The following is a 25,047-nucleotide window of genomic DNA, read 5'->3' as shown; positions in this document are numbered from 1 at the left end:
AGCACGGGCAAACCTGGTTTCATGAGCAACACCGTGGTCCTCGACGTGGACGGCACCCTGGTCGACACCAACTACCACCACACGGTGGCGTGGCTGCGCGCGTTCCGCGAGATCGACGTCACCGTGCCCGGCTGGCGAGTGCACCGCGCGATCGGCATGGGCGGCGACAAGCTGGTCGCTGCCGTAGCCGGCGACAAGGTCGAACAGGACCACGGCGACGACCTGCGCGCCGCCTGGGAACGCCACTTCGACTCCATGATCGACGAGATCCAGCCGCTGGAGGGCGCACACCGCCTGATCCGGGCCGCGACCGACCTGGGCCTGGCCGTCGTGCTCGCGAGCTCGGGCAAGCGCAAGCACGTCGAGCACTACCTGAAGCTGCTCGACCCCGGCGACGTCGCGTGGACGACCTCCGACGACGTCGAGGACAGCAAGCCCGCGCCGGACCTGATCGAGGTGGCGCTGCGCGGGGTCGAGGGCGAACGCGCGGTCGTCGTGGGCGACTCGGTGTGGGACTGCGAGGCCGCCAAGCGGGTCGGGCTGCCGTCGATCGGCCTGCTGACCGGCGGGTTCGGCGAGAACGAGCTGGTCGATCGCGGAGCCTCGGCGGTGTACGCGGACCTCGACACGCTGCGGGCGGAACTGGCCGACCTGCCGTTCGCCGTGGTGAGCGAGCCGAACGCCTAGGGCAACGGCTCCTGCGACGGAGTCGGCACTTCCGAGGACTTCTTGCGGTCCTTCTTCTTCTCCTTGTTCTTCTTCGCCGTCTCGTCGACCGGTTCGTCCTCGGTCGTCTCGACGGCCGAGGTCGACGGGTCCACCCCGCTCGCCCCGGGCTGCGGCGCACCGGGCACCCCAGGCGCTTCCGAACCGTCCGGCGTCTGCACCACGGTCACCGTGGACTGCGTCACCGTCACGACGTGGGTGCGCGCGTCCGGCGCCACCGGCTTGTCCGCCGCCGGGGCCTCGCTCCCGCCACCGGCGAAGTTCGCCACCACCACGGCCACCGCGGTGACGGCCACCGCCGCGGCCGAGATCGCCAAGCGCTTGCTCCGCCCAGACCGGGGCTCGGGCACGACCGGACCCGTGGGCGCGTCCGGGGCGACGGCCGCGTCGGGCAGCAACGCCGGCAGTCCGCGGCTGGCCTCGAAAGCGGCGGTCAGCGAGCGTGCGCACTGGGCGGCGGTCGGCCGGCGCGACGGGTCCATGTCCGTCATCGCGGACAGCAGCGACTCCCAGGCGGGCGGCAGGTCGAGGGGAATCCGCGGCGACCGGGCGAGCCTGGCCAGCGCGGCCTCGGCGTCGCCACCGGGGTACTCGCTGCGGCCGGTCAGGCACTCCAGCAGGACGAGGCCCAGCGCGTAGACGTCGGCGGCGGGCCCGACGTCCGAGCCGCGCACCTGTTCCGGCGACAGGTAGCCGGCGGTGCCGACCAGCACGCCGGACGTCGTCACCCGCGTCACCTCGGCCACCAGCGCGAGACCGAAGTCCGCGAGGTACGCCTGCTTCTCCTCGTCGTCGATCAGGATGTTGGACGGCTTGATGTCGCGGTGCACGACGCCGAGTCCGTGCACGTGGTCCAGGACCACGGCGATCTGACTGCCGATCCGCGCCACGAACCGGGGCGGCAGCGGCTCGCGCATGCGCTGACGCAGGGTGCCGCCGGTGATCTCGCGCATCACGAAGTACGGGCGGCGCGACAACGAACCCGACGCGTAGACGGGGATGATGCCGGGGCACTCCAGCGAGACCAGCATCGAGGCCTCGCGCTGCAGCCGCAGTTCGTCGTCGGGCAGGCCGGGGCCCGTGAAGATCTTGATCGCGACCGGCGACGTGGTCTCGCGGTCCAGCGCGCGGTAGACCTCCGCCATGCCACCCGAGCCGAGCAGCGACCCGATCACGTAGCGGTCGTCGACCACCGCGCCCGTCAGGTCACCGTCCCAGCGCTCGCTCATGGGCCTCCGCTCCGTCGCAAAGCAAACCTAACGGGTCGCGTGGAATCACGGCTACCCGGCCACACCTGACGATCAAACTACGATCAGCCCGGCTTCGATCTCCCTGACGACCGCCACATCACGTTCCAGCTGGTCGGCGTCGGTCGTCGCCAGCACTACCGAACCCAACGACGTCCACAGGTCATCGGTACGCGGCACCATCGAACCTTCGCGATAGGCCAGTGCGTCGCTCTGGTAACTGGGCAAAAGTGAGGCCAGCTCGTCAAATCGCACCGAGTTGCCGAGCTCACCGGCGGCGGGCGAGGACAGGTACACCGACTTCACGTGCCGCCGCCGCGAGTACCGGCCGACCGACGTGTCACCGTCGACGCGGTGCCGCACCATCCGGGTGATCTGGCTTTCCCCGGTGCCGAGCACGGTGAGCTCCTGCTGTTCCGCGCCAGCCAGCCGCGCGCCGATCTCGATCAGCCGCGGCCCGTCGGGGGTGATCATGACCTCCACGTGCGCCGGCCCGTTGCGGACACCGGTCGCCTCGAGCACCTGGCACACGTAGCCGAACAGCACGTCGACCACGGGCTCGTCCTCCGCGACCAGCGTGTTGGACAGGTAGATGCCGAGCCGGTCGCCGCGCCGTTGCTTGGCATAGCGCCAGACCGCGACAAGGCCGTGCTCGCCGTCGATCGAGTAGGTGTCGACCTCGTACTCCGTGCCCACCGCGAGTTCCTGCACGAGCACCTTGTCGTTGCGGATGTTCAGCTTGTTAACGCAACCGAGAATCCGGTTGAACTTGGCGCGCCAGTCGTCGCCGGGCATCGCCACGAACACGTCGTCCGTACCGCCGCTTTCCTGCGGTTTCAACACGATCGGCGAGTCCTCCAGGCCCTCGCGCCGCAGCCACGCGGCGACCTCGTCGACGCAGTCGGAGCTGATCTGGCGCAGGTGCGGCACCTCGGCGGTGCGCAGTGCCACGGCCATCTGCCACTTGTCGCGGCGGGCGGAGGACAGCGTCAGGACGTTCGACCGGCCGGGCGCGATGAGCTCCGACAACGCCTCCGCGGCCTCGACGCCGGTCTCGGTGCCCGGTACGACGGCGATCGGGTCGCGCACGGCCAGCTTGGCGGCGAGCTCGTCGAGGTCGTGCAGCAGGTGGACCTCCGCGAAGTCGTCCGGGAACCAGTTCAGCCCCGCCGGCGGCTTCTCCGTCGTCAGCACGGCGATCGCGTCGACACCACGTGCCACGAACGCGGGGGCGATGCCCTTGCCCGCCGAATACGGATCCACGACCACGATGCTGCTCACCCTTGCTCCTTCGTTAGGACACCTGACGAACGAGGAGCACAACGGCCCTGGCGCGAGCGGGCATTCCTGTCTCGATTGGGTCGAGACGACCGTCACTCGAAACGCAACGTCTCGTAGACAGGTCTTGTCACCAGACAGCCAGAAGACGCCCGCCACACCCGTGCGAGCCGCGTGCGGAGATCGGTGCCGCCGCTCAGGGCCTGGGCCACGAACTGAAGTCCGAGCAGCTCCGCGACGATCTGCTCGGCCGTGTGCCGGACGTTCACCTCCGGCAGCAGCTCACCTCGTTCCCGCGCGAGCGAGAGCAGCTCCCGCACGACGGCGACCCAGCCGACGACCTGCGCGGCGGCCACGACGTCGAAGAACACCGCCTCCCGCAACAGCTTCGCGCTGACCCGCACGGTGAGGTCGGTGTCCAGCCTGCGGGTGAACTCGAACGACATCGCGATCAGCGCCTGGATCGGCGACTGCTCGATCGCGAGCTGCTCGTCGCGCAACCGGTGCCACAGCAGCGACTGCTCCTCGATGATCGCGACGCCGAGGGCCTCCTTGGAGCGGAAGTGGCAATACAGCGCACCTTTCGACACGTCCGCTCGCGCGCAGACGGCGGTGAGGCTGGATCCGGCGAACCCGTCGCGGTCGAACACCTCCGCGGCGGCGTGCAGCAGCTTGGCCCTCGTGCGGACCGATCTCTCGCGGTTGACGCTCATGCCTCGGTCCGCGCGGCCCCTGTGGCGACGGCGGCGGCCAGCGTGTCCGGCATCTGCCAGTACTGCTCGATCTCCCCCAGGTGCACGGACACGACGGCCGCGAAGCGCACGTCCACCCGCTCGGCCGTGGTCAGGACCCGCCAGCGTGCCGAACCGACCACGGCCGCGTCTCCTCCGTCGACGATCACCTGGCGGGCCGAGAGCCGCTCCAGGCCGAACGTGGCGAACAGGGTGAGGAACTGGGACTCGACCTCCCGGCGGGTGCGCTGGCCGGTCGTCCACCGGGCGCCACCGGGGTCGGGCGCCTCCCATTCCACGGTCGGTGCGCACAACCGCGCGATGCCTGCCGCGTCCTGCGCGGCGAGCCGCGCGAGAAACACCTGCACCACTTCGACCGTCGAGAGCATTTTCTCCACCTTCTCATCCCGGTCATTGCTGTAGCAACGGTCCTGGCGCGGTCACACTAGTCAAAGCACCACAATGCGAGATCGCGCACCCCGTTGGCCCAGCTCACTTTCACCCGAACATCCGAGCGACGCATTCCGGAGGTACGCGAACTTTCAACGACCGGCGGTATCACCGCAATGCAGGGCCCCATGATCCAGACTTTGCGGCATGGTGGTCGACACACCCACCCATCACACCGAAACGGAGCAGAACCGTGCTCAAGGCAGCCCTACCAGCCCCAGAGCACCAGGACGTGCCGCCCATTACCGCGCTGATTCCGCAGGCTAGGCGAGAGCAGGGCCTCACCCAGCGCGAACTCGCGGACCTGTTGTGCGAGATCTCACAAAACGACAGCGTCACCCGTGAAGAAGTGTCGAGATGGGAACGCGGCAAACGCATTCCCGGCCCCTACTGGCGTGCCTTCCTCAGCGCGGCGCTGCACGTGCCGCACGCCGCGGTCGACAAGGCGGCGACGATCGCACGCGAGACACGCAGGGCAACTTCCGAAGACCACTCCGGTTGACGGAGCGCGGGCAGGCCGGAGGAAGCCTGCCCCGTCCGGGAAGCGGTGCACCGCCAGGCCCCCGCGGCCACCGTCTTCCCGCAAGTCCCAGGCAGAGCAGGTCTTTGGCCCCCTGTGACGACCACCGGGCCGGGCCAGACTGCGATCGTGACACCCCCAGGAAACACCGTCGCAACGTACCTGCTGCTCGCCGGTGCCGCGCTCGGCGGCGCACCGGGGGTCTCCCCGGTCAAGGTGAACGAGATCGCGCTCGGATCGAGCGGATTCGTAGAGCTGCGCAACACCGGCTCCACCGAGGCAGACATCGGAGGATGGTCGGTCCAGGCCTGCGCCGGCAGCACTCCGCGAATCCTCGCCACCATCCCTCCGGCCACCGTGCTACCTCCGGGTGAATACTTCCTGATAGTCGGCAGCGCGTTCAGCGGAACGGTGCCCAACGGGATCGTCGTGAGCACGGTGGACGGCTCGGGTGTTATCGCTCGAAACCGGCACGGTGCGCACACCGACAGCGTGGGCCTGACCTCGTCCTCGCCGTGCCGCGAAGACGGTCCCGCCACGCCGTGCCCGAATTCCGGCGAGGGCTCCTCACTCGGCCGCGACAGCACCTCGCGCGACACCGACCACAACTCCACTGACTTCACCTGCCACATTCCCACTCCCGGAGAAATCAATCCGTAACCGCCCTTCAATGGCCCCTTACGACTTACCGGAAATCAGAGCAAAGTCGGTCCCGGCGGCAAGACAGGTCATTTAACGAGACCAGGCAGGCCGCCACGAGAAATGCCCACAATTCACTTCTCGAAAGGACCGAGACAATGCGTCGACTGCTGAGCGGAGCCACGGCTCTCGCATTCGCGAGCACCATCGCGTTCGCGGGAATGGCGACCGCGGCCGAGGAGCCCGGTGCTCCCGAGGTCATGGCCGTGCCGGCTGTGCTCGTCAACGAGGTCTCGACGATGGGCCCGAACGGACCGCTCGACGAGGCGATCGAGATCGCCAACACCACGGACCAGCAGCTCGACCTCACCAACTGGGTGCTGAAGATCTACAACCAGCAGAACCAGGTCATCCAGACGATCCCGCTGATGGACTCCCTCAGCCAGCCGATCGTGCTGGCGCCCAAGAACAACGTCGGCTCCACGCTGGTGCTGACGGGCGCCGAGTTCTCCGGCACCACGAGCACGCAACACGTGCTCCCGGTGAACTTCCTCGGTGTCGAGGGCATTCCGGTGTACGGCGGTGTCGCGATCTTCGGCAGCAACGCGCCGACCGCTTTCAAGATCGACGGCGTCGCGTTCTCGGCGAGCGCGGTCACGCCGAAGGAGAGCGTCAACGCCGCTCCGGAAACCGCGCAGACCGCCGCGTTGAACGGCTCGAACACCCGCAACATCCTCAGCCAGGACACGAACAACAACCAGCGTGACTTCTCGCTGCAGGAACGCACCTTCTGACCGAGCAACCCCAGGAGCCCGGGCCGTCACCGACGGTCCGGGCTCCGCCGCGTGGCGCGAAGTCGCCAACGGCGACCAACCGCCGCTTTCCAGTGTTCCGCAAGGAATTCCGGCCCCTCATCCTGCTGTGAACTGATCACGAGGAGGCGCCGTGTTCCGACACGTACTGGCACTGGCCATCGCCGCGGCCACGCTCGTCGCACCACCGGCACACGGGGGCGCCCCGGCACCCCCGCCTGCCCAGACGTCCGAGGCGTCCCACCGGATCACGCTGATCACCGGAGACGTCGTCGACTACACCGAACGTTCGGACGGCCGGAAATACGCCCAGATCCACGCCGCACCACGGGAAGGCGAGCCACCGGTCTTCCACACGATGACGACGGCCAAAGGTCTGCACGTCTACCCCTCGGACGCGATCGGCGCGGTCACGTCCGGCACCGTCGACGACACCCTCTTCAACGTCACCGAGCTCGTCCGCACCGGCCAGTCCGACGACCGCACGACCACCGTCCCGGTGCTCACGATCGGCGGCATCAGCGCGAGCGCGCACACCAGGATCACCACCCTGAACGCGGCCGGCGTGCACGTGGAGAAGGCCAGGGCGCAGGAGTTCTGGCGTTCCCTGGACATGAGCGTGAAGTCCGGCGTGCGGGTGAAGTACGACCGGCCGATCCGGGTCACGCTCGACCAGACCACGAAGCAGATCGGTGCCCCCGCGGCGTGGGCGGCCGGACTGAACGGCGCCGGCGTGACGGTCGCCGTCGTGGACACCGGCATCGACCAGCACCACCCCGACGTCGCCGCGAAGATCACCGAGACGGCGAACTTCTCCGACGAGCCCGACGTGACCGACCACCACGGCCACGGCACGCACGTCGCCTCGATCATCGCGGGCACCGGCGCGAAGTACTCCGGCGTCGCCCCGGCGGCGAAGCTGATGATCGCGAAGGTGTTCAACGGCGCGGGCGAAGGCGACACCTCGCAGGTGATGGCGGGCATCGAGTGGGCGGCCCGGTCCGGTGCGAAGATCGTCAACCTCAGTCTCGGCGGCGACGTGACGGACGGCTCCGACGACCTCAGCGCGCTGGTCGACCAGCTCTCCGCCGAGACCGGTGTGCTGTTCGTGGTGGCGGCGGGCAACAACGGCCCTGCCGGGCGTTCGGTCACCTCCCCCGGCGCCGCGGCTTCGGCGCTCACGGTCGGCGCGGTCGACCGGCAGAACAAGCGCGCACCGTTCAGCAGCACCGGTCCGCGCATCGGCGACGCGCTCGTGAAGCCCGAGATCACCGCGCCGGGTGTCGGCGTGGTCGCCGCGCGCGCCGCGGACACGTCGATGGGCGCGCCGGTCTCGGACCTGCACACCGCGTCGTCCGGCACCTCGATGGCCACCCCGCACGTCTCGGGCGCGGCCGCGTTGCTCGCCCAGCAACACCCCGGCTGGACCGCGCGGCAACTGAAGAACGCACTTGTGACCAGCGCGGCCGACGTCGCCATGCCCTGGTACGAGCAGGGCGCGGGCCGGCTGGACGTGGCGCGCGCGGTGGCGAGCAAGGTGACGGGACCGGCGTCGGTGAGCTTCGGGCGGCAGGAGAAGGGATCCGGCGACACGCTCACCCGGGAACTCGTCTACACCAACGACTCCGACTCCCCGCTCACCCTCGATCTGGCCTCGTCCTTGAAGGGCTGGGACGGCACGTCCACGACCGCGTTCGGGCTCAGCACCTCACGTCTCACCGTCCCGGCCCGCGCTCAGGCCACCGCGATCCTCACCCTCGACCCCGACGCCGGTCCGGCGGGCGTGTACGGCGGCGTCGTCACGGCCACCGGCGCGGGCACCAGTCTCCGCACGGCGGTGAGCGTCTACGAGGCACCGCGGACGTTCCCGGTGTCGGTGCACGTCCGCGACACCGCGGGCAAGGCGCCCGCGCCCGCCTTCGGCCAGCTCATCGACGACTCCAACGGCCAGGACGACGTCAACGACCCGTTCGACGACACCCTCAGCTACGTCTTCGACGTGGTGAACGGCGAGGGCGTCGCGAACGTGCCGAGCGGCCGCTACTCCGCGGTGAGCTGGGCGACCGAGAACACGGCGGGAGTGCGCCGCTGGTCCGCGCTGGCCGCACCGGAACTGACTGTCGGCGGCGCTCAGGACGTCTCGCTCGACGCGCAGCGGACCGTGCCGATCGAGGTCGTGCCGCCGGGCCCGGCCGAGCAACGCGACCGCACCGTCACGATGCGCCGCGTCCTGCCCGCCGAGGGCGGCAACCTGCCGCTGATCACCGAGACCTCGGCCGCGCTCGGCACCGCGCCGTGGGAGATCCGCGCCACCCCGTCCCCCGCCGCGGGCAAGGGCGCGATCTCGTTGCAGGACAACGTGACCCTGCAGACCGCCACGGTCACGCTGACCTCCGGTGGCCGCGCGCTGAAGGCCGACGGCGACGTCGCCGTGCTGTCCGCGAAGTGGTCCGGCGAACGAACGGACGTCAAGGTCGTGAAGATCAAGCCGGACACCCCGGCCGTCATGGTCAGGGCCGCCAACGCCGCCGCGGCAACCGCCGCCCAGGAAGGCAGGAAGGCCCTGGTGTCCTATGTGGACCAGCCGGGTGCGCTTCCGCTCACCGGGCTCGCCAGCGCCGCGCTGCCCTCGCTCAGCGTCAGCAACGCCGACGGCGAGTTCCTCGGGAAGCAGCCGGCGATCAAGCTGAGCGTCAAGCCCGGTCCGGAGTCCGTGTTCAACCTCAGCTACCTCGACGCCAACGGCATCCCCGCCGCCCACCGGCAGACGGTCGACCCGGCGAAGCTCGTGCTGCGCAGGACCTCCTACCACGCCGACAAACCCGGACTCACCGTGCAGAAGACGTGGTACCCGTTCCCGACCGGGCTGTGGCAGACGCAGATCATGCGCGGCACCACGTTCACCCCGCCCGCCGCGTGGAACGAGTACATCGGTCCCGGCGACGACCGGATCGTCTGGAAGCGCTCGGTCACGTTGAGCGGCACGGACGACAAGGGTGCTCGCGCGGCGATGGCGATGTACCAGGAGAACGTGTTCCGCGAAGGCCAGGCGCCCGCCGTCGAGCGCTGGTTCGCCGGACCGATGCACAGCACCGCGATCGATCTCCAGTCCGACCACCCCGCCCGCTATCCCGCCGCGGGCGACGCGTGGCGCCAGCTCTGCTCGGACTGCCGCACCGGCGACACGTTCGTTCCCGCTCTGCAGTGGACGGACGGCACCCCCGGTCATTACACGAACCCTTACCAGAACAGCAAGTTCTTCACGACGACCAAGGTCCGCCTCTTCCAGGGCGACCGCGAGATCGGGCAGAACCAGGACCCGCTGGCGTTCTACCCGACCTTCCCGCTGTCACCGGACCAGGCCACCTACCGCCTGGAGAAGGTCGAAAGCCACGCACCCGGAGCCGTCGCGGGCGCGGTCAACCCCGTCCTGTTCACCCTCGCCCCGCGCACCGAGACGACGTGGACGTTCCAGTCACGCCGGTCGCTCAACCCGCCACCGCGCGGCTACTCCTGTCACGCCCAGGCGACGAGCTGCCAGTTCCAGCCGCTGATCCAGCTGCACTACGACCTGCCGCTCGACCTGACGAACTCCGCACCGGCGAACACGCCGTTCGTCCACCACCTCACGGCGTCCAGCAGCGCGCCCGTGACCGCGGTGAAGGTGCAGTGGTCCGCGGACGGCGTGACCTGGCGGCCGGCGCGGGTCCAGCCCGACGGCGGCCGCTGGCAGGTCACGATCGACAAGCCGGGCGGTGACGTGTGGCTGCGCACCGAGGCCAGGGACGGCGCCGGGAACACCGTCACGCAGACCATGCAGAAGGCGTTCCGCACTCACTGAGGCGGCAGGAGGGAACCCGCACCCCGAGAAGCCGCGCGCAGACCCGCCTGGAACCGGGTCTGCGCGCCCAGCTCGTCCATCAGCCGGTGCAGGCGCCGCTGGTAGGTCCGGTAGCTCAGCCCGAGCTGCTTGGCGATGCTGCGGTCCGGCAACCCGGTGGCCAGCAACGCCAGCAGCCGCGCGTCCGCGATCGAGACATCGGAGCTCGCCGGCTGACCTGGTAGCGACAGCGGCACCGCGTCGTCCCAGAGCTTGCCGAACAACGCCCCGAGCGAGTCGAGCAACGCCGACCGGTGCACGATCACCGCGCTCTCCAGCGTCGTCTCGGTGCTGTACAGCGGAATGAGCCCGAGATGGGCGTCCGCGAGGATCATCTTCGTCGGCGCGACCGCGACGACCCGCGCCTCCTCCCCCAGCGAGAGCCCCATCTCCAGGTCGGCGCGCAGGTCGTGCAGCTCCAGTGCCTGACGTTCGTAGATGCCCCGGAACCGGACGCCGCGGCGCAGCAGCTCCTCCTCCACCGGGTGCAACGACGTGGGCGCTTTGGCGTACGGCGGCTTGTCCACGAACCGCACCTCGTGCCGGGCCGTGCGCATCACCTGGTCCGCACGCTGCGAGATCGCCTCGGCCCCGTGCACCACCTCGACGAGGTCCGCGGGAGCGCGCATGCCCGCCGCCCGTTCGTAGCGGACCTGCAGCGCGCCCGCCAGCAGCCGCTCGCGCCGCAGGTCGTCCTCGCGGCGCAGGAAGTACGCCGCCAGCGCGACGTCCGGGGCGACGGCCGTGTGCAGCCCGTCGACCTGGTGGACGAAACCGAGCTCGGTCAACGACCTCAGCGCGGCCCGCACCACCCGCTCGGCCAGTCCCGCCGCGGGACACAGCTCCGCCAGCCCCAGCTGGTACGAGTCCACGAGCGCCTCGTAGACCGCGAGTTCCGTCGGACGCAATCCGAGCACGCAAGCAGTATGCCGACTTCGGGCAGCCGTTGACGCGGGGCCGGAAACGGGTGTAGACATCGGGTGAAAAGGTTTTCAAGACCTTCTCATCGCCGCCGCTCGCAGTTGTGCCAACGCATGCGTGCGAAAGGACGGCCGATGGAGACCAATCGCCGCGACTTCCTCAAAGTCGCCGGTGCCACCGCGGGTGTCACGATGTTGTCCGGCTCGTTCCTGCCGGCGCCGGTCGCTTCGGCACAGGAGCACACCGCGATACCGATGGCCGAGTCGCCGTGGGACCAGGTGCCGGCCATCCTCGCGAAGATCGTGCCGCCCACGTTCCCCAGCGCGAGGTTCGACGTCACGGCCTACGGCGCCAAGGGTGACGGCAAGACGAAGAACACCGAGGCGTTCAGGAAGGCCGTCGAGGCCTGTTCCGCGGCGGGTGGCGGCCAGGTCGTCGTGCCCAAGGGCACCTTCCTGACCGGCGCGATCACCTTGCTGAGCAACGTGAACCTGCACGTCTCGGAAGGCGCCACCCTCCGCTTCTCCACCGATCCCAAGGACTTCCCGCTGGTCTACACGCGGTGGCAGGGCATCGAGTGCATGAACTTCTCGTCGTTCATCTACGCCCGCAAGGCCGAGAACATCGCGATCACCGGACCGGGCCTGATCGACGGCCAGGGCCCGTCCGGTCCGTGGTTCGACTACGACGGCAAGCGCCAGCCCGACTGGGAACAGCTGCAGAAGTGGGCCGTCGACAACCGGCCGGTGACCGACCGGAAGTTCGGCATGGGGCACTACCTGAAGCCGAACATGATCACGCTCTACGAGTGCCGCAACGTCCTCGTCGAGGGCGTTCAGCTGCGCAACTCCGCGATGTGGAACGTGCATCCCGTGCTGTGCAGCAACGTGACGATCCGCGACATCTTCGTGTACAGCCGCGGTGGCATGGTCGACGGCTGCGATCCAGAGGCCTCCCAGTACGTCCACATCACCGGGTGCCGGTTCGACTGCGGCGACGACGGCATCGCGATCAAGGCCGGTCGCGACACCGACGGCCGCCGGGTCGGGGTGGCCAGCGAGAACATCGTGATCGAGAACTGCTCGTTCGAGGGCCGCTGGGGCGCACTGACGGTCGGCAGTGAGATGTCCGGCGGCGTGCGCAACGTCTTCTTCCAGGACTGCACGGTGAAGAAGGGTTCGTCGTACAAGCCCTTCCACGTCCTGTACATCAAGACGAACAAGCGGCGCGGCGGCACGGTCGAGAACATCCACGCCCGGCGGATCAAGGCCACCGACGTCGACCGCGAGGCGATCGTGGTGACGCTGAACTACAGCCTCACCGGCCCCGGCTACGGCCCGATCGTGAACCCCAGGGTGCAGAACATCACCGCCGACGGCTTCACCGTCAACGGGGTCAATAAGACCGCCGTCACCCTGGACGGCCTGGGCGAGTCGCACATCAGGAACGTCGCGATCTCCAACAGCACCTTCACGAACGTGACCACCGCGAAGCCCAGCGTCAAGAACGCGGACGGCACCACGTTCACGAACGTGACCATCAACGGCAAGAAGGTCTGATCCCGTGTCCCTGTCACGTCGTGATTTCGCACGTGTCTCCGGCCTGACCGCCGCCGGTCTCCTGCTGCCCACTGGTGTGGCCGCCGCGGCCGCAGATCCTTGGCGCGAGGTGCCGATGATCCTGGCGCGCGTCTGCCCGCCGCGTTTCCGCAGAAAGGACTACGACGTCACCGCGTTCGGCGCGAAGGGGGACGGCCTCACCAAGAACACCGAGGCGTTCCGGCGCGCGATCACCGCGTGCCACCGCTCCGGTGGCGGACGTGTCGTGGTGCCCGCCGGCACGTTCCTCACCGGCGGCATCCGGCTGCTGTCCAATGTGGAGTTGCACGTCCGCGAGGGCGCCACCGTCAGGTTCTCCACCGACCCCGAGGACTACCTGCCGCTCGTGCTCACCCGCTGGGAGGGCACGCTGTGCCACAACTACCAGCCGTTCATCTACACGTTCGAGCAGAAGAACATCGCCATCACCGGTCGCGGCACCCTCGACGGCGACGCGGTGAACGGCAGGTGGGCGAGCTGGGGTGCGGGCTCGACGCCGTTGCTGCGGCAGTGGGGCGAGGACGGCGTCCCGGTCGAGCAGCGGATCATGGGGCCGGGGAGGAACATGCGGCCGAACATGATCCAGTTCTTCCGCTGCCGGAACCTGCTGGTCGAGGACGTGCTGATCCGCAACCCGGCCATGTGGTCGCTGCACTTCGTGTTCTCCCGCAACATCACCGTGCGCCGGATCGAGATCTACTCCACGAACTCGCAGGGTGACGGCGTCGACCTCGACTCGTCGTCCTACGCGCACGTGCACGACTCGAAGTTCAACACCAACGACGACTGCGTCGTGGTGAAGAGCGGGCGGGATGCCGACGGACGGCGGGTCGGCATCCCGTCCACCCACGTCGTGGTCGAACGCTGCAAGTTCTCGGGCCGCTGGGGTGGAATCACGATCGGCAGCGAGATGTCCGGTGGTGTGCGCAAGGTCTTCTGCCGCGACTGCGAGATCAACGCACCGGACTTCCCCGGCCGTTACCCGATCAAGCACGCGCTCTACGTCAAGACCAACCAGGACCGCGGCGGCGTGATCGACGGCGTGCACCTGCGCAACGTCTTCGGGCAGAACGTCGAGCGCGAGATCCTGTTCGTGTCGATGTACTACCAGAACGGCGGCACCAAAGGCTTCTTCCCGCGGATCGACAACCTCACGATCGACCGGATGCGGATCAACGGCGGCCGGGTCGCGGCGACCTTCCGCGGTTTCCCGCAGCAGCACATCAGGAACGTCCGGATCACCAACTCGACCTTCACCGGGATCACCGAGCCGAACCTGATCGAGCACACGGACGACCTGGTGTTCCGCAACACCACGATCAACGGGGTGGTGCCGGCATGAGACACCTGCTCGCACTTCTCCTGCTCGCCGCCGGGCTCTCGGCCGGCGCACCGATCGCCGTGGCCGGCACCGGACTGACGTGGAAGGCCGTGAACAGCCCGTTCGCACTGGACTTCCAGGACGGCCGGCGCGCGCTGACCGGCCAGCGCGAGACGTTCTACCGGCTCGCCGACGGCACCCAGCACTCTTTGACGAAGGTCGTTGCCCAGAAACGGGTTCCGGGCGGCGTGCGGTACGTCGTGGCGACCACGGAGGCCGCACGGACAGCGGATGTCGTGGTCACGCGAACCGAGCGGGGACTGCGAGTCGGCTGGACGCTGGAGCCCGCGACCGGCGTGGCACAGGTGTCGGCGAACCTGACCGGCTCGCTGGAGGAGCACTTCCTCGGCGGCGGCGCGCACACGATGTTCGTCGACCTGCAACGACGTGTGCTGCTGAACAAGGCCGTGTTCGTCGGCGCCTCGACGTTCGGCAAGTGCAACAAGAACGGCGCGCCTTCGACGTTCTTCATGTCCAGCGCGGGTTACGGCGTCTACGCGGACACGAAAGCGATCGGCAGGACGGCGTTCCCCGGCGCCCTGGCCGACGACCACTGCGCGGACAAGCCGGCGCCGTGCCCGGTGACGTTCGGCGTACCGGACCGGATCCAGTTGTGCTTCAAGACCTCCCGGCTCGACTACGAGGTCTACTCAGGCTCACCGCAGCAGGTCAACAGCGCCTACTTCCAGCGCGTCGGCACGCCCACGCTGCCGCCCGCCCGGCAGTTCGCGCTGACCAAGTGGCGGGACAAGTACAACCATTCCGACGAGGTGGTGGAGGACGTCACGCAGTTCCAGGCGCGCGGCGTCCCGCTGGACACGCTGTGGGTCGACAACCCGTGGGAGCAGGGTCCGGAGGGCGCCCGGCCGACCTACGCGTGCATCGGCGCGCTGAAGTTCGACAGGACCATGTACCCGGACGCGCAGGGCACGATCGACTGGATGCGGTCGCGTGGCGTGAACATGGGCGTGTGGGTGGCGCCGTTCCTGAGCAAGGCCTCGGACGGAAAGACGTGCCCGCACGACTATCCCAAGGGTTCCTTCGCCCAGTCGGATCGCACGAACGTGTGGGACATCGACCTCACGAACCCCGTCGCGCGCGCTCACTACGAGGCTCGGTTGGAAGCCGTGTTCCGCATGGGCGTGAACTTCGTGAAGGGCGACCGCGGCGAGGAGCACAACTTCGAGGAGACGACGTTCGCCGGCGGGCCCGGCACGTTGATCCACAACGAGTATCCGTTGTTGTACGCGGAATCCGTGGTGAAGATGCTGCGGAAGGTGCACGGCGACAACTACACGACGTTGTTCCGCGCCGGTGGCGACGGGATGCCCACGCTGCTGCACGGGTTCTGGCAGGCCGACGCGGACATGAGCTTCGACGGCCTGCGGCTCACGACCCGGCGCGGCCTCAACTCGTGGATCTCCGGCCACCCCGTGCACGGCTCGGACATCGGCGGCTACCGCAACCTCGGCGGCGGCCCGTCGGAGTCGTTGTTCGTGCGATGGGCGCAGCAGTCCGCGGTGACGCCGGTGTTCCAGGTCGGCAGCTCCGGCCGCAACTCGACGCCGTGGCTGTACGACGCGGCGACGTTCGAGCGTTTCAGGCGGGCGGCCGTCCTGCACTACGAGCTGTTCCCGTACCTGTACGCGCAGGCCGTTCGCGCTTCCCGGGACGGCACGCCGATCACGCAGCCGATGGCGTTCCGCTACCCCGGCGAGGAGGCCGCGTGGAAGGCCGACCAGCAGTTCATGGTCGGGCCGGACCTGCTCGCGGCTCCGGTGACCGCCGACCGCGCCGAAACCGACGGGGTGGCGGGCGCACCGACGCCGGTCGACGTCTGGCTGCCCCGCGGTGAGTGGATCGACCTGTTCTCCGGAGCACGGGTGAGCGGCGGCAGGACGATCACGCGGGAGTCCACTTTGGACGAGTTCCCGCTGTACCTGCGGGCTTCCGCGGCCATGCCGTTCAACTTCCGCACGCCGGACATCTGGTCGAAGGCGTGGGACGTCAACGACCTGGACCGGCGCGACCGCGCGGGCTGGCTCGTGTCGCCCACGGCGAACGGCCGGTTCGGCAACCTCCAGGTCGACTCGTTCGGCAAGCACGTCCTCGTGACCCTGCGCGGCGCGCCGGGCGAGTCGCAGCTGATGGTGCCCGCGGACGTGAAACGCGTGGTGATCGACGGCAAACCCGTGAGTTCCTCGACCGTCGAGGAACTGCGCGGCACAGCGGCGGGCTGGGCGGCTGCCTCCTCGACGCCCGGCACGTTCGGTGGCACGGTGCTGAAGCTTCAGCCCCGACACGGCTCCAGCACCGTGCTGCTCACTCTCGGCTGAGGTGCGCCTGGAGGTCGTCCGCGAACCGGCTGAGCAGCCGCCCGAGCGTCCGCTGGTCCTCCTCGGACCAGTCGGCGATCGCGCCGGTGAACCAGCCGATGACGGCCTCCAGGTACCGCCCGGCCGCCGCCGCGCCGGCGTCCGTCAGCTCGACGAGCCGCGCACGCTGGTCGTCCGGGTCGACGACGCGGCGCACCAGGTCGGCGCGCTCCAGGTCGTGCAGGTGCCTCGTGACGTGCGGGCCAACGACCTGCATCCGTGCGGCGATCTCCCCCACCCGCAGTGGCTGGCCAGCCATGCGCAGGGTGATGAGCACGGTCAGGCCGGGGCGGTCCAGCGGGAGGCCGACGTGCTCCATCCCCCGCTCGACCAGCTGGCTGCGGTTGAGCACGGTGCCCAGTTGCATCAGGCGCGGCAGCAGTGCCGCAAGGTCCAGGCCCTCGCTCATCTCACACCTTACTTACCTAACTTAGGTATATGCTTGCCTCAGTCGCTCGCAACCGTAGCGATCATTGCGACCTGAAAAATGATACCTAAGTTAGGTAACTGGAGGAACCATGAGCTCAGTCCTGATCTCCGGCGCCAGCATCGCCGGTCCCGCGCTCGCGTTCTGGCTGCGGCGGAACGGCTTCGACGTCACCGTCGTGGAGAAGTCCCACGCCCTGCGCGGCGGCGGCTACCCGATCGACATCCGCGGCACCGCGTTGGGAGTGGTCGACCGGATGGGCCTGCTCCCCCGCCTGCGCGAGGCCCACGTGGACACTCGGCAGATCACGTTCCTCGACGCCGACGGCGGCCACGTCGCGTCGCTCCACCCGGAGTCGCTCATCGGTGGCGACGGCACCGATCTGGAGGTCCGGCGCGGCGACCTCGCCGAGATCCTCTACGAAACCGTGCGCGACGACGTGGAGTTCCTGTTCGACAACACCATCGTCACGATGAACGAGCACTCGGGCGGCGTCGACGTGACGTTCCGCAGCGGCTTGCAGCGCACCTACGACCACGTCATCGGCGCTGATGGGCTCCACTCGACGGTGCGGGCGCTGACGTTCGGCCCGGAGGAGCAGTTCCACCGCTACCTCGGCTACTGCTTCGCGGGCTTCACGCTGCCCAACCACCTGGGTCTCCGGCAGGAGGCCGTGATGTGGAACGAACCCGGCCGCGCCGCGACCCTGTACGCGGTGGGGTCGAACGAGAGCGTGCACGGCTTCCTGAGCTTCGCGCGCCCTGAAGCCCCCTTCGGCGCGTTCCGCGACCCGCAGGCCCAGCGCGACCTCGTGGCATCGGTGTTCGCCGAGGACGGCTGGGAGGTACCGGGCATGGTCAAGGCGATGCGCGAGGCCGACGACCTGTTCTTCGACACGGTCAGCCAGATCCGCATGCCGCGCTGGTCGTCCGGCCGCGTCGCTCTCGTAGGTGACGCCGCGTACGCCCCGTCGTTCCTCACGGGCCAGGGGTCGAGCCTCGCGCTCGTCGGCGCGTACGTGCTGGCGGGCAACATGAGCAACTTCGACGCGTACGAGCGCACGATCAGGCCGTTCGTCGAGGCGAACCAGGACCTGGTCGACGTGGGCAACGCGGAGCTGTTCCCCGGCACGCCCGAGGCACTGGCCGCGCGCAACGCCGCCCTGCGCACCCGCGCGACGATCCCCGCCGCACCCGCCCGGCCGGAGCACTCCGCGCTGACCCTGCCGGAGTTCCCGCTGCTATCTCCGTGACAGCTCTTCCACAGGCGGCTCACAGGAAACGGCCGCAATCTGGGTCGCATGACGGACAACCACGACCGCGGCCTCCAGTTCGACCTCGCCACGCTCATCGGGCGCCGGCGGGCGTTGACGCTGCTCGGCGGCGCAGGCCTCACGCTCGTGGCCTGCGCCCCGTCGACCACCACCGCTACCTCGACCACCACGACGGCGGGCTCGTCCACGACGGCGGACGGTTCGCCGCTGGAACCGATCCCCGAGGAGACCGCCGGCCCGTACCCCGGCGACGGCTCCAACGGCCCCAACGCGTTGACGCAGAGCGGAATCGTGCGGTCGGACATCCGGTCCAGCTTCGGTTCCTCGACCCGCACGGCCGAGGGCGTGCAGCTCACGATCGACCTGACCGTTCAGAACGACGACGGCAAGCCGTTCGCGGGCGCCGCGGTCTACCTGTGGCACTGCGACATCAACGGCGACTACTCGATGTACTCGGACCGCGTGAAGAACGAGAACTTCCTGCGTGGCGTCCAGGAGGCCGACGCGTCCGGCAAGCTGAAGTTCGTCAGCGTCTTCCCCGGCGCGTACTCGGGGCGCTGGCCGCACATCCACTTCGAGGTCTACCCGAGCCTCGCCGAGGCGACCAAGGCCGGCAACAAGATCACGACCTCACAGCTCGCGTTGCCTGAGACGACGTGCAAGGAGGTCTACGGCACGACCGGCTACACGCAGAGCGTGCAGAACATGGCGCGGACGTCCCTGAAGCAGGACATGGTGTTCCGCGACGGTGTCGACCACCAGATGGCGACCATGTCGGGCGACGCCGGGTCCGGCTACACGGCCTCACTGACCTTCGCGGTGGAGGGCTAGCCACAGCTCCGCGCGCAGGCCGGGAGAGTCGAGCGAGCGGCCGAGAGCCTGCTCGGCCCTGCGCACCCGGTTGCGCAACGTGTGCCGGTGCACGCCCAGCTCCGCCGCCGCCGGGTCCCAGGCGCCGTGGTGGGTCAGCCAGACCCGCAACGTCTCGCGGGTCTCGGCGTCGAGCGGCCTGAGCAACGCGTCCGCGAACCCGTCCGGGACCTTCAGGTGCCCGGCGAGGTCCTCGAACGTCCGCACCCCCGCTCGACGTGCCTGCTGGGCCTCGCGATACCCACGCGCGACCTCGGTGACGTCCACTTCGGACGATGCGACGCCGTCGAACTCGTCGGTGAGCACGACGACGTCACCGTCCACTTCGGCCCAGAACACGGTGTCGTCCGGAGGTTCGTCGGCGAGGAACACCCGGAACCGTTCGGGCAGTCCGTCGATCGGCAGCCCGGCCAGCAGCATCCGGAACTCGCCGGCGCGCAGCTCCCTCCGGGCCGCGTCGACGGAGTCGTGCTGGGCGAGCGCGAGGACGAGCAACGACGCCGCCGTGTTGACGATGCCCGGATCCGGTCTGGCGGTGCCGACCGCCAGAACGCCTCGGGCGCGGCTGCCGAGGACCTGGAGGAACACGTGCACGCCGTCGAGCTCGAACGCGGCGCTGGCCAGGCCGCCCGCGGTCTTCAGCCGGGCGAGCTCGGCGGTCAGGTCCGGGACGAGACGCGGGTTGTGGGCGTGCACGGGCTCGCCGGCCGCGTCGAGGAGCACGGCCCAGCCGTCGATCCACTGGCCGAGCCTGCGCACCACTCCCCCGACACCACCCCGCACGGCCGCACGCGTCAACGCCCGCTGTGCCTCGCTGGTCCTGGTCAGCGCCGCGTACTCGTCGGCGGCGAGCGCCTTCGACACCGCCTTGCTGATAGCGATGAACGGCACCTCGCGGGGCACCTCGACCAAGCCCAGGTCCGCCTTCGCCGCGGCTTCCACCAGCGAGGACGGCACGACGTCGTGGCTCAGCCCGGTGCCGAAGCCGAGCCCGACGACCCCCGCGCGCACGAGCCGTTCGACGTAGCCGTCCCGCAACGCGTGCAGGCCCGTCGTCAGCAACAGCTCGCCGCCCTCCAGGAACGGCGTCGGATCCTCCAGTTCCGTGCCGTGCACCCACCCGACCGGCCTCGACACGTTCCCGGCCAGCACCGGCAACGCCAGCTTCCCCGCCAGTTCCCGCAGCGTGATGGGCATGTGCCACTTTGTACATCTCAACGCCCACAGATCGCCATTTCAGCCACTGCGCAGGGCGCTGACCAGGGCCATGCTGGGGAACATGACCCGACTGCGCACCGCGATCCCAGGCCCCAAATCGCTGGAACTCCAGGCGCGGCGCAAGGGCGCCGTCGCCGCCGGGGTGGGCTCGACGCTGCCCGCCTACATCGACTCCGCCGACGACGGCCTGCTGATCGACGTCGACGGCAACCAGCTCATCGACCTCGGCTCCGGCATCGCCGTCACGAACGCCGGCAACCCGGCGCCCGCCGTCGCCGAGGCGGTGCACGCGCAGATCGACCGGTTCAGCCACACCTGCTTCATGATCACGCCGTACGAGAGCTACCTCGACGTCTGCGAGGCGCTGAACGAGCTCACGCCCGGCGACCACGAGAAGCGGTCGGTGCTGTTCAACTCCGGCGCCGAGGCCGTCGAGAACGCGGTCAAGATCGCCCGGCACGTCACCGGCAGGCAGGCCGTCGTGGTGTTCGACCACGGCTACCACGGCCGCACGAACCTCACGATGGCGTTGACCGCCAAGAACATGCCGTACAAGCACCGGTTCGGCCCGTTCGCGCCCGAGGTCTACCGCGTGCCGGCGTCCTACCCGCTGCACGACGGCCTGACGGGTCCCGAAGCGGCTCAGAGGGCCATCTCCGCCATCGAGAAGCAGGTCGGCGCGGACAACACCGCCGCACTCGTGATCGAACCGATCCAGGGCGAGGGCGGCTTCATCGCCCCCGCGGAAGGCTTCCTGCCCGCGATCGCCGAGTGGTGCCGCGAGCGCGGCGTGCTGTTCGTCGCCGACGAGATCCAGACCGGTTTCTGCCGCACCGGTTCGTGGTTCGCGCTCGACCACGAGGGCGTGGTGCCGGACCTGATCACCACGGCCAAGGGCATCGCGGGCGGCCTGCCGCTCGCCGCCGTCACGGGACGCGCCGAGATCATGGACGCCGTGCACGTCGGCGGCCTCGGCGGCACCTACGGCGGCAACCCGGTGGCGTGCGCGGCGGCCCTGGGCGCCATCCGCACGATGCGCGAGCGCGACCTGAACGCGGCCGCCCGCCGCATCGAGGAGACCGTGCTGACCAGGCTCCGCGCGATCGCGGAGAAGACCGACGTCATCGCGGACATCCGCGGCCGTGGCGCGATGCTCGCCATCGAGTTCACCGAACGCACGCCCGACGTCGCCGCTCGCGTCGCGAAGGCGTGCCACGAACAGGGTGTCGTCGTGCTGACGTGCGGCACTTACGGCAACGTGATCCGCCTGCTGCCCCCGCTGGTCATCCCGGACGACCTGCTCGCCGAAGGACTCGACGTGCTCGAAGGAGCCCTGCTCGCATGATCGAATTTCACACTCCCGCCGACGTCGAGACCGCGGTCGCCAAGGCCGCCGCCGTCGCCCCCGAACTGGCCGCACTGCCCGCGCACCGCCGTGCGTCCGCGCTGGACCACGTGTCCCGGCGCCTCGCCGAACGCGCCGAGGAGTTCGCGCAGGCCATCAACGACGACTCCGGCAAGCCGCTGAAGTGGGCACGCGTCGAGGTGACCCGCGCGATCTCCACGTTCCGCTGGGCTTCGGAGGAGGCCCGCCGGTTCTCCGGTGAGCTGCAGCGCCTCGACACCGACCCGTCCGCCGAAGGCCGCCTCGCGCTGGTCCGCCGGGTGCCGCGCGGCCCGGTGCTGGGCATCGCGCCGTTCAACTTCCCGCTGAACCTGGTGGCGCACAAGGTCGCTCCCGCGATCGCCGTGGGCGCGCCGATCGTGCTGAAGCCGGCACCCGCCACCCCGAAGGTCGCGTTCCTGCTCGGCGAGTTGCTGGCCGAGACCGACCTGCCCGACGGCGCCTTCGCGATCCTGCACCTGTCCAATGAGGACACCGCCCGACTCGTCGAGGACCCGCGCCTGCCGGTCGTCTCGTTCACCGGTTCGGGCCCGGTCGGCTGGGGCATCAAGGAACGCGTGCCGCGCAAGCACGTGACGCTGGAACTCGGCGGCAACGCGGCCGCGATCGTCGCGCCGGACTGGCAGGACGTCGAGTTCGCGGCGCAGCGCATCGCCACGTTCGCGATGTACCAGGCGGGCCAGTCGTGCATCTCGGTGCAACGCGTCTACGTGCACACCGACGTGTACGACGCAGTCTCGGAAGCCGTGGTGCAGCACGTGAACAAGCTCGACGTGGCCGGCGACGTAGGCCCGTTGATCAACGACGCCGCCGCCGACCGCGTGGAGTCGTGGGTCCAGGAGGCCGGCGCCACGGTCCTGACCGGCGGCACCCGCGACGGCCGCACCTACGCGCCGACCGTGCTGACGGACGTGCCGGAGGACTCGAAGGTCAACGCCGAGGAGGTGTTCGGCCCGGTCGTGACGCTGACGCGGGTGGACAGCGTCGAGGAGGCCTTCGACCGCGTCAACAGTTCCCGGTACGGCCTGCAGGCGGGCCTGTTCACCACCGACGTGCGACTGGCTTTCCGTGCCGCGCAACGGCTCCAGGTCGGCGGCGTGATCGTCGGCGACGTGCCGAGCTACCGCGCGGACCAGATGCCGTACGGCGGTGTGAAGGAGTCCGGCATCGGGCGCGAGGGCCTGCGCGCGGCCATGGACGACCTCACCGAACAGCGCGTCCTCGTCCTGACCGGCCTGGAGCTGTGACCGGCGACGACCGGTCGCTCTTGACCTTGACTGCGATGATTTGCGCGTGGCCGTCACGATCAGGGATGTCGCTCGCCAGGCTCAGGTCTCCGTCTCGACCGTCTCCCGTGCGCTGAGCGCACCGGGCCTGGTCAAGGACGCGACCCGGCAACGGGTCCTGGACGTCGTCGCCGGGCTCGGCTACCAGCCGAACCGGGCGGCGAGAAGCCTGATCACGGGCCGCACCGGCAACCTCGCCGTGGTGGTGCCCGACCTCCTCAACCCGTTCTTCCCGTCCGTCCTGCGGGGCGTGCAGACGAAGGCGGGCGAGGCGGGCACCTCGGTGTTCTTCTGCGACAGCAGAGAGGACCCCGAGACCGAGGCCGAACTCGTGCGAACGATGGCATCCCAGGTGGACGGCGTCGTCCTGTGCGCGTCTCTGCTGTCCGACGAAACGATCATCGACCTGGCCGCGGTGACACCACTGGTGCTGATCAACCGCATAGTGCCGGGCGTCTCGTCGGTCCTGATGGACAGCGCCAACGGCATGGAACAGGTGGTGACACACCTGGAATCACTGGGCCACAAGCACTACGTCTACCTGGGCGGCCCAGCCGCAGCCTGGTCGAACAACCGCAGGATGCAGGGCCTCGACGGCCGCGCCCAACTGCTCGGCTCGTTCGACCCGAACTTCGACGGCGGCTACACAGCCGCCGAACAAGCGCTCAAAACCGGCGCGACGGCGTTCATCGCCTACAACGACCTGATCGCACTAGGCGCACTCGCCTACCTCGCGGAGCACGACGTCAGGGTGCCGGAGCAGATCAGCGTGACCGGCTTCGACGACATCCTGTACGCGACCATGTGCTCGCCCGCGCTGACGACAGTCCACATGCCGACCGAGGCCGCAGGCGAGGTAGCCGTGGACCTACTGGCCACCCTGCTGGACGGCGGACAGGCCGAGCACCGGGAACTCCCGACGACGCTGGTAGTCCGCGCAAGCACCGCGAGAGCACATTCCTCGTCATAAACGAACAACAGCCCACCACCCCACTCAGGCCGTGAGGGAGTCGCTTCGGGGTGACTCCCTCACGCGGCCAGTGGAGTGAGCTCTAGTCGTACCCGCGAACGTGGCCATCCTCGTCGGCGAGAATTTCGTAGCCATCCATGTCCAGCTCCTAACGTTGGTGTTCGACATCACAAACCGTAGAGCCTCAGCCGCGTCCTGTGGAGTGAATTTGCATCGCAACCGGGGTAGTCGGCGGTAACCCAAGGGGGTCGTAGGGGTGTCCCCCGACACCTAGCCCACCCGTGACCCGCGTCACACACCAAGGCTACAGCATGACTACACACCGCCTATCAAGACAACAGTTTTCCCAACAACTATTGCCTTCCATACCCCATTCGGGGGACAAAACCTGTCATGCGATGGATGCTCACCGTAATCACCGCAACAGCAGCCCTACTCCTACCGACCACCCCAGCGGTGGCCTCCACCCCTGTTTCCAAGGCGGTGGAACTCATGAACTCCTACCGCGCAAAGCACGGCGTGCCCCCTCTCTCCCTCGATTCCGAAGTGTCAAGAACAGCGCAAGAATGGGCAGACCACCTCCACGCGACAAACAGTTTCGAACACCGCCCGGACAACATCTACGGCGAGAACCTCTACGAGACCGGCGGCCGCAAAGAAATCGATTCAGTGATCGTGAAAGCCCTGGAAGACTGGTACGCCGAATCGCGCCGCTACGACTACAGCAAAGAGATGACGCAGTCGAACATCGACTACGGCGTCCTCCACTTCACCGCGATGGTCTGGAAGGCGACAACCCGCGTAGGCGTGGGCCTGACCCAGGGCCGCAACGGCACCTACGTGGTGGTGAACTTCGCAGAACGAGGCAACACCCTCAACCACTTCACAACGAACGTCCTCCCACCCACCACCGCCAACAACACCGCCGCCGCCTGATCAAACGATGCCGAAGGCGAGCCGTCCTTCCAAACGGGCTGGGCGGTGGGTCCCGTCACGAGTCGCACCACAGCTCTTGCTGCACCTGGGGATGGGTGTCAAAC

Annotated in this window: 21 protein-coding genes; 14 read left to right on the top strand and 7 right to left on the bottom strand. The window is 69.0% G+C overall.

The genetic code is table 11. The features are described 5' to 3' along the window. Positions 1-21: 21 nt before the first annotated feature. A complete protein-coding gene (locus ACIQF0_RS30450; RefSeq protein ID WP_401034986.1) occupies positions 22-687 on the top strand; it encodes an HAD family hydrolase in 666 nt (221 codons plus the stop codon). Here the strand turns inward: ACIQF0_RS30450 and ACIQF0_RS30445 are convergent. The 4 genes from ACIQF0_RS30445 to ACIQF0_RS30430 all read right to left on the bottom strand — a co-directional run bounded on the left by ACIQF0_RS30445 (position 684) and on the right by ACIQF0_RS30430 (position 4,371). Continuing rightward, positions 684-1,955: a serine/threonine-protein kinase gene (locus ACIQF0_RS30445; RefSeq protein WP_401034984.1), complete on the bottom strand. Its 1,272-nt coding sequence runs from the start codon at positions 1,953-1,955 to the stop codon at positions 684-686. The genes ACIQF0_RS30450 and ACIQF0_RS30445 overlap by 4 nt on opposite strands. Before the next feature lie 72 nt (positions 1,956-2,027). Further along, positions 2,028-3,254: an ATP-grasp domain-containing protein gene (locus ACIQF0_RS30440; protein WP_401034982.1), complete on the bottom strand. Its 1,227-nt coding sequence runs from the start codon at positions 3,252-3,254 to the stop codon at positions 2,028-2,030. Positions 3,255-3,346: 92 nt separating this feature from the next. Continuing rightward, entirely contained in the window at positions 3,347-3,964 is a 618-nt protein-coding gene (locus ACIQF0_RS30435; protein WP_360035066.1) for a ScbR family autoregulator-binding transcription factor, read from the bottom strand. Continuing rightward, positions 3,961-4,371, bottom strand: coding sequence for a nuclear transport factor 2 family protein (locus ACIQF0_RS30430; RefSeq protein ID WP_093604291.1), 411 nt, complete (start codon positions 4,369-4,371; stop codon positions 3,961-3,963). The genes ACIQF0_RS30435 and ACIQF0_RS30430 overlap by 4 nt, the downstream gene beginning before the upstream one ends. 254 nt (positions 4,372-4,625) lie before the next feature. Here ACIQF0_RS30430 and ACIQF0_RS30425 point away from each other — a divergent pair, with 254 nt between their 5' ends. The 4 genes from ACIQF0_RS30425 (at position 4,626) to ACIQF0_RS30410 (ending at position 10,244) form a co-directional block, all read left to right on the top strand. After that, positions 4,626-4,934: a helix-turn-helix transcriptional regulator gene (locus ACIQF0_RS30425; protein ID WP_360035069.1), complete on the top strand. Its 309-nt coding sequence runs from the start codon at positions 4,626-4,628 to the stop codon at positions 4,932-4,934. 147 nt (positions 4,935-5,081) lie between these two features. Beyond that, on the top strand, positions 5,082-5,612 hold the full coding sequence (locus ACIQF0_RS30420) for a lamin tail domain-containing protein (RefSeq protein WP_401034977.1): 531 nt from the start codon (positions 5,082-5,084) through the stop codon (positions 5,610-5,612). A 137-nt stretch (positions 5,613-5,749) separates the two neighbouring features. After that, positions 5,750-6,385 carry a lamin tail domain-containing protein gene (locus ACIQF0_RS30415; RefSeq protein WP_401034974.1) on the top strand — a complete coding sequence of 212 codons (636 nt, stop codon included), beginning with the start codon at positions 5,750-5,752 and terminating at the stop codon, positions 6,383-6,385. 151 nt (positions 6,386-6,536) lie between these two features. Next, positions 6,537-10,244 (top strand): S8 family peptidase, encoded by a 3,708-nt coding sequence (locus tag ACIQF0_RS30410; protein WP_401034971.1) that lies wholly within the window; start codon positions 6,537-6,539, stop codon positions 10,242-10,244. Here the strand turns inward: ACIQF0_RS30410 and ACIQF0_RS30405 are convergent. Further along, positions 10,238-11,200, bottom strand: a complete 963-nt coding sequence (locus tag ACIQF0_RS30405; RefSeq protein ID WP_401034969.1) for a helix-turn-helix domain-containing protein — start codon at positions 11,198-11,200, stop codon at positions 10,238-10,240. The two genes, ACIQF0_RS30410 and ACIQF0_RS30405, sit on opposite strands and share 7 nt — an antisense overlap. A gap of 138 nt (positions 11,201-11,338) precedes the next feature. Here ACIQF0_RS30405 and ACIQF0_RS30400 point away from each other — a divergent pair, with 138 nt between their 5' ends. From ACIQF0_RS30400 to ACIQF0_RS30390, 3 genes are read left to right on the top strand one after another with little or no spacing between them, the layout of a single operon-like run. Then, on the top strand, positions 11,339-12,763 hold the full coding sequence (locus ACIQF0_RS30400; RefSeq protein WP_401034966.1) for a glycosyl hydrolase family 28 protein: 1,425 nt from the start codon (positions 11,339-11,341) through the stop codon (positions 12,761-12,763). A 4-nt stretch (positions 12,764-12,767) separates the two neighbouring features. After that, positions 12,768-14,144: a glycoside hydrolase family 28 protein gene (locus tag ACIQF0_RS30395; RefSeq protein ID WP_401034964.1), complete on the top strand. Its 1,377-nt coding sequence runs from the start codon at positions 12,768-12,770 to the stop codon at positions 14,142-14,144. After that, a complete protein-coding gene (locus tag ACIQF0_RS30390) occupies positions 14,141-16,519 on the top strand; it encodes a TIM-barrel domain-containing protein (RefSeq protein ID WP_401034961.1) in 2,379 nt (792 codons plus the stop codon). Before ACIQF0_RS30395 ends, ACIQF0_RS30390 begins: the two co-directional genes overlap by 4 nt. Here ACIQF0_RS30390 and ACIQF0_RS30385 read toward each other — a convergent pair. Continuing rightward, positions 16,506-16,967 (bottom strand): MarR family winged helix-turn-helix transcriptional regulator, encoded by a 462-nt coding sequence (locus tag ACIQF0_RS30385; protein ID WP_401034959.1) that lies wholly within the window; start codon positions 16,965-16,967, stop codon positions 16,506-16,508. The two genes, ACIQF0_RS30390 and ACIQF0_RS30385, sit on opposite strands and share 14 nt — an antisense overlap. A gap of 109 nt (positions 16,968-17,076) precedes the next feature. Here ACIQF0_RS30385 and ACIQF0_RS30380 point away from each other — a divergent pair, with 109 nt between their 5' ends. Continuing rightward, a complete protein-coding gene (locus ACIQF0_RS30380) occupies positions 17,077-18,237 on the top strand; it encodes an FAD-dependent monooxygenase (protein ID WP_401034957.1) in 1,161 nt (386 codons plus the stop codon). Positions 18,238-18,285: 48 nt separating this feature from the next. Continuing rightward, the gene (locus tag ACIQF0_RS30375) at positions 18,286-19,089 is read left to right on the top strand and encodes an intradiol ring-cleavage dioxygenase (RefSeq protein ID WP_401034955.1); all 804 of its coding nucleotides are present in this window, start codon (positions 18,286-18,288) and stop codon (positions 19,087-19,089) included. Here ACIQF0_RS30375 and ACIQF0_RS30370 read toward each other — a convergent pair. After that, complete coding sequence (locus ACIQF0_RS30370) at positions 19,063-20,325, bottom strand: PucR family transcriptional regulator (RefSeq protein WP_401034952.1); 1,263 nt, start codon at positions 20,323-20,325, stop codon at positions 19,063-19,065. The two genes, ACIQF0_RS30375 and ACIQF0_RS30370, sit on opposite strands and share 27 nt — an antisense overlap. 82 nt (positions 20,326-20,407) lie before the next feature. On the opposite strand from ACIQF0_RS30370, the gene gabT reads away from it, so the two are divergent. The 4 genes from gabT to ACIQF0_RS30350 all read left to right on the top strand — a co-directional run bounded on the left by gabT (position 20,408) and on the right by ACIQF0_RS30350 (position 24,943). Then, positions 20,408-21,691 (top strand): 4-aminobutyrate--2-oxoglutarate transaminase, encoded by a 1,284-nt coding sequence (gene gabT / locus ACIQF0_RS30365; protein ID WP_401034949.1) that lies wholly within the window; start codon positions 20,408-20,410, stop codon positions 21,689-21,691. Next, entirely contained in the window at positions 21,586-22,998 is a 1,413-nt protein-coding gene (locus tag ACIQF0_RS30360; protein ID WP_401034946.1) for an aldehyde dehydrogenase family protein, read from the top strand. The genes gabT and ACIQF0_RS30360 overlap by 106 nt, the downstream gene beginning before the upstream one ends. A 46-nt stretch (positions 22,999-23,044) precedes the next feature. Then, positions 23,045-24,007 carry a LacI family DNA-binding transcriptional regulator gene (locus ACIQF0_RS30355; RefSeq protein ID WP_401034944.1) on the top strand — a complete coding sequence of 321 codons (963 nt, stop codon included), beginning with the start codon at positions 23,045-23,047 and terminating at the stop codon, positions 24,005-24,007. Between the two features lie 492 nt (positions 24,008-24,499). Further along, entirely contained in the window at positions 24,500-24,943 is a 444-nt protein-coding gene (locus ACIQF0_RS30350; protein WP_401034941.1) for a CAP family protein, read from the top strand. Positions 24,944-25,047 lie beyond the last annotated feature (104 nt).

This window comes from Lentzea sp. NPDC092896 (genome assembly GCF_044754905.1).
Lineage (GTDB): Bacteria > Actinomycetota > Actinomycetes > Mycobacteriales > Pseudonocardiaceae > Lentzea.
This window is presented reverse-complemented; position numbering and strand designations above follow the sequence as displayed.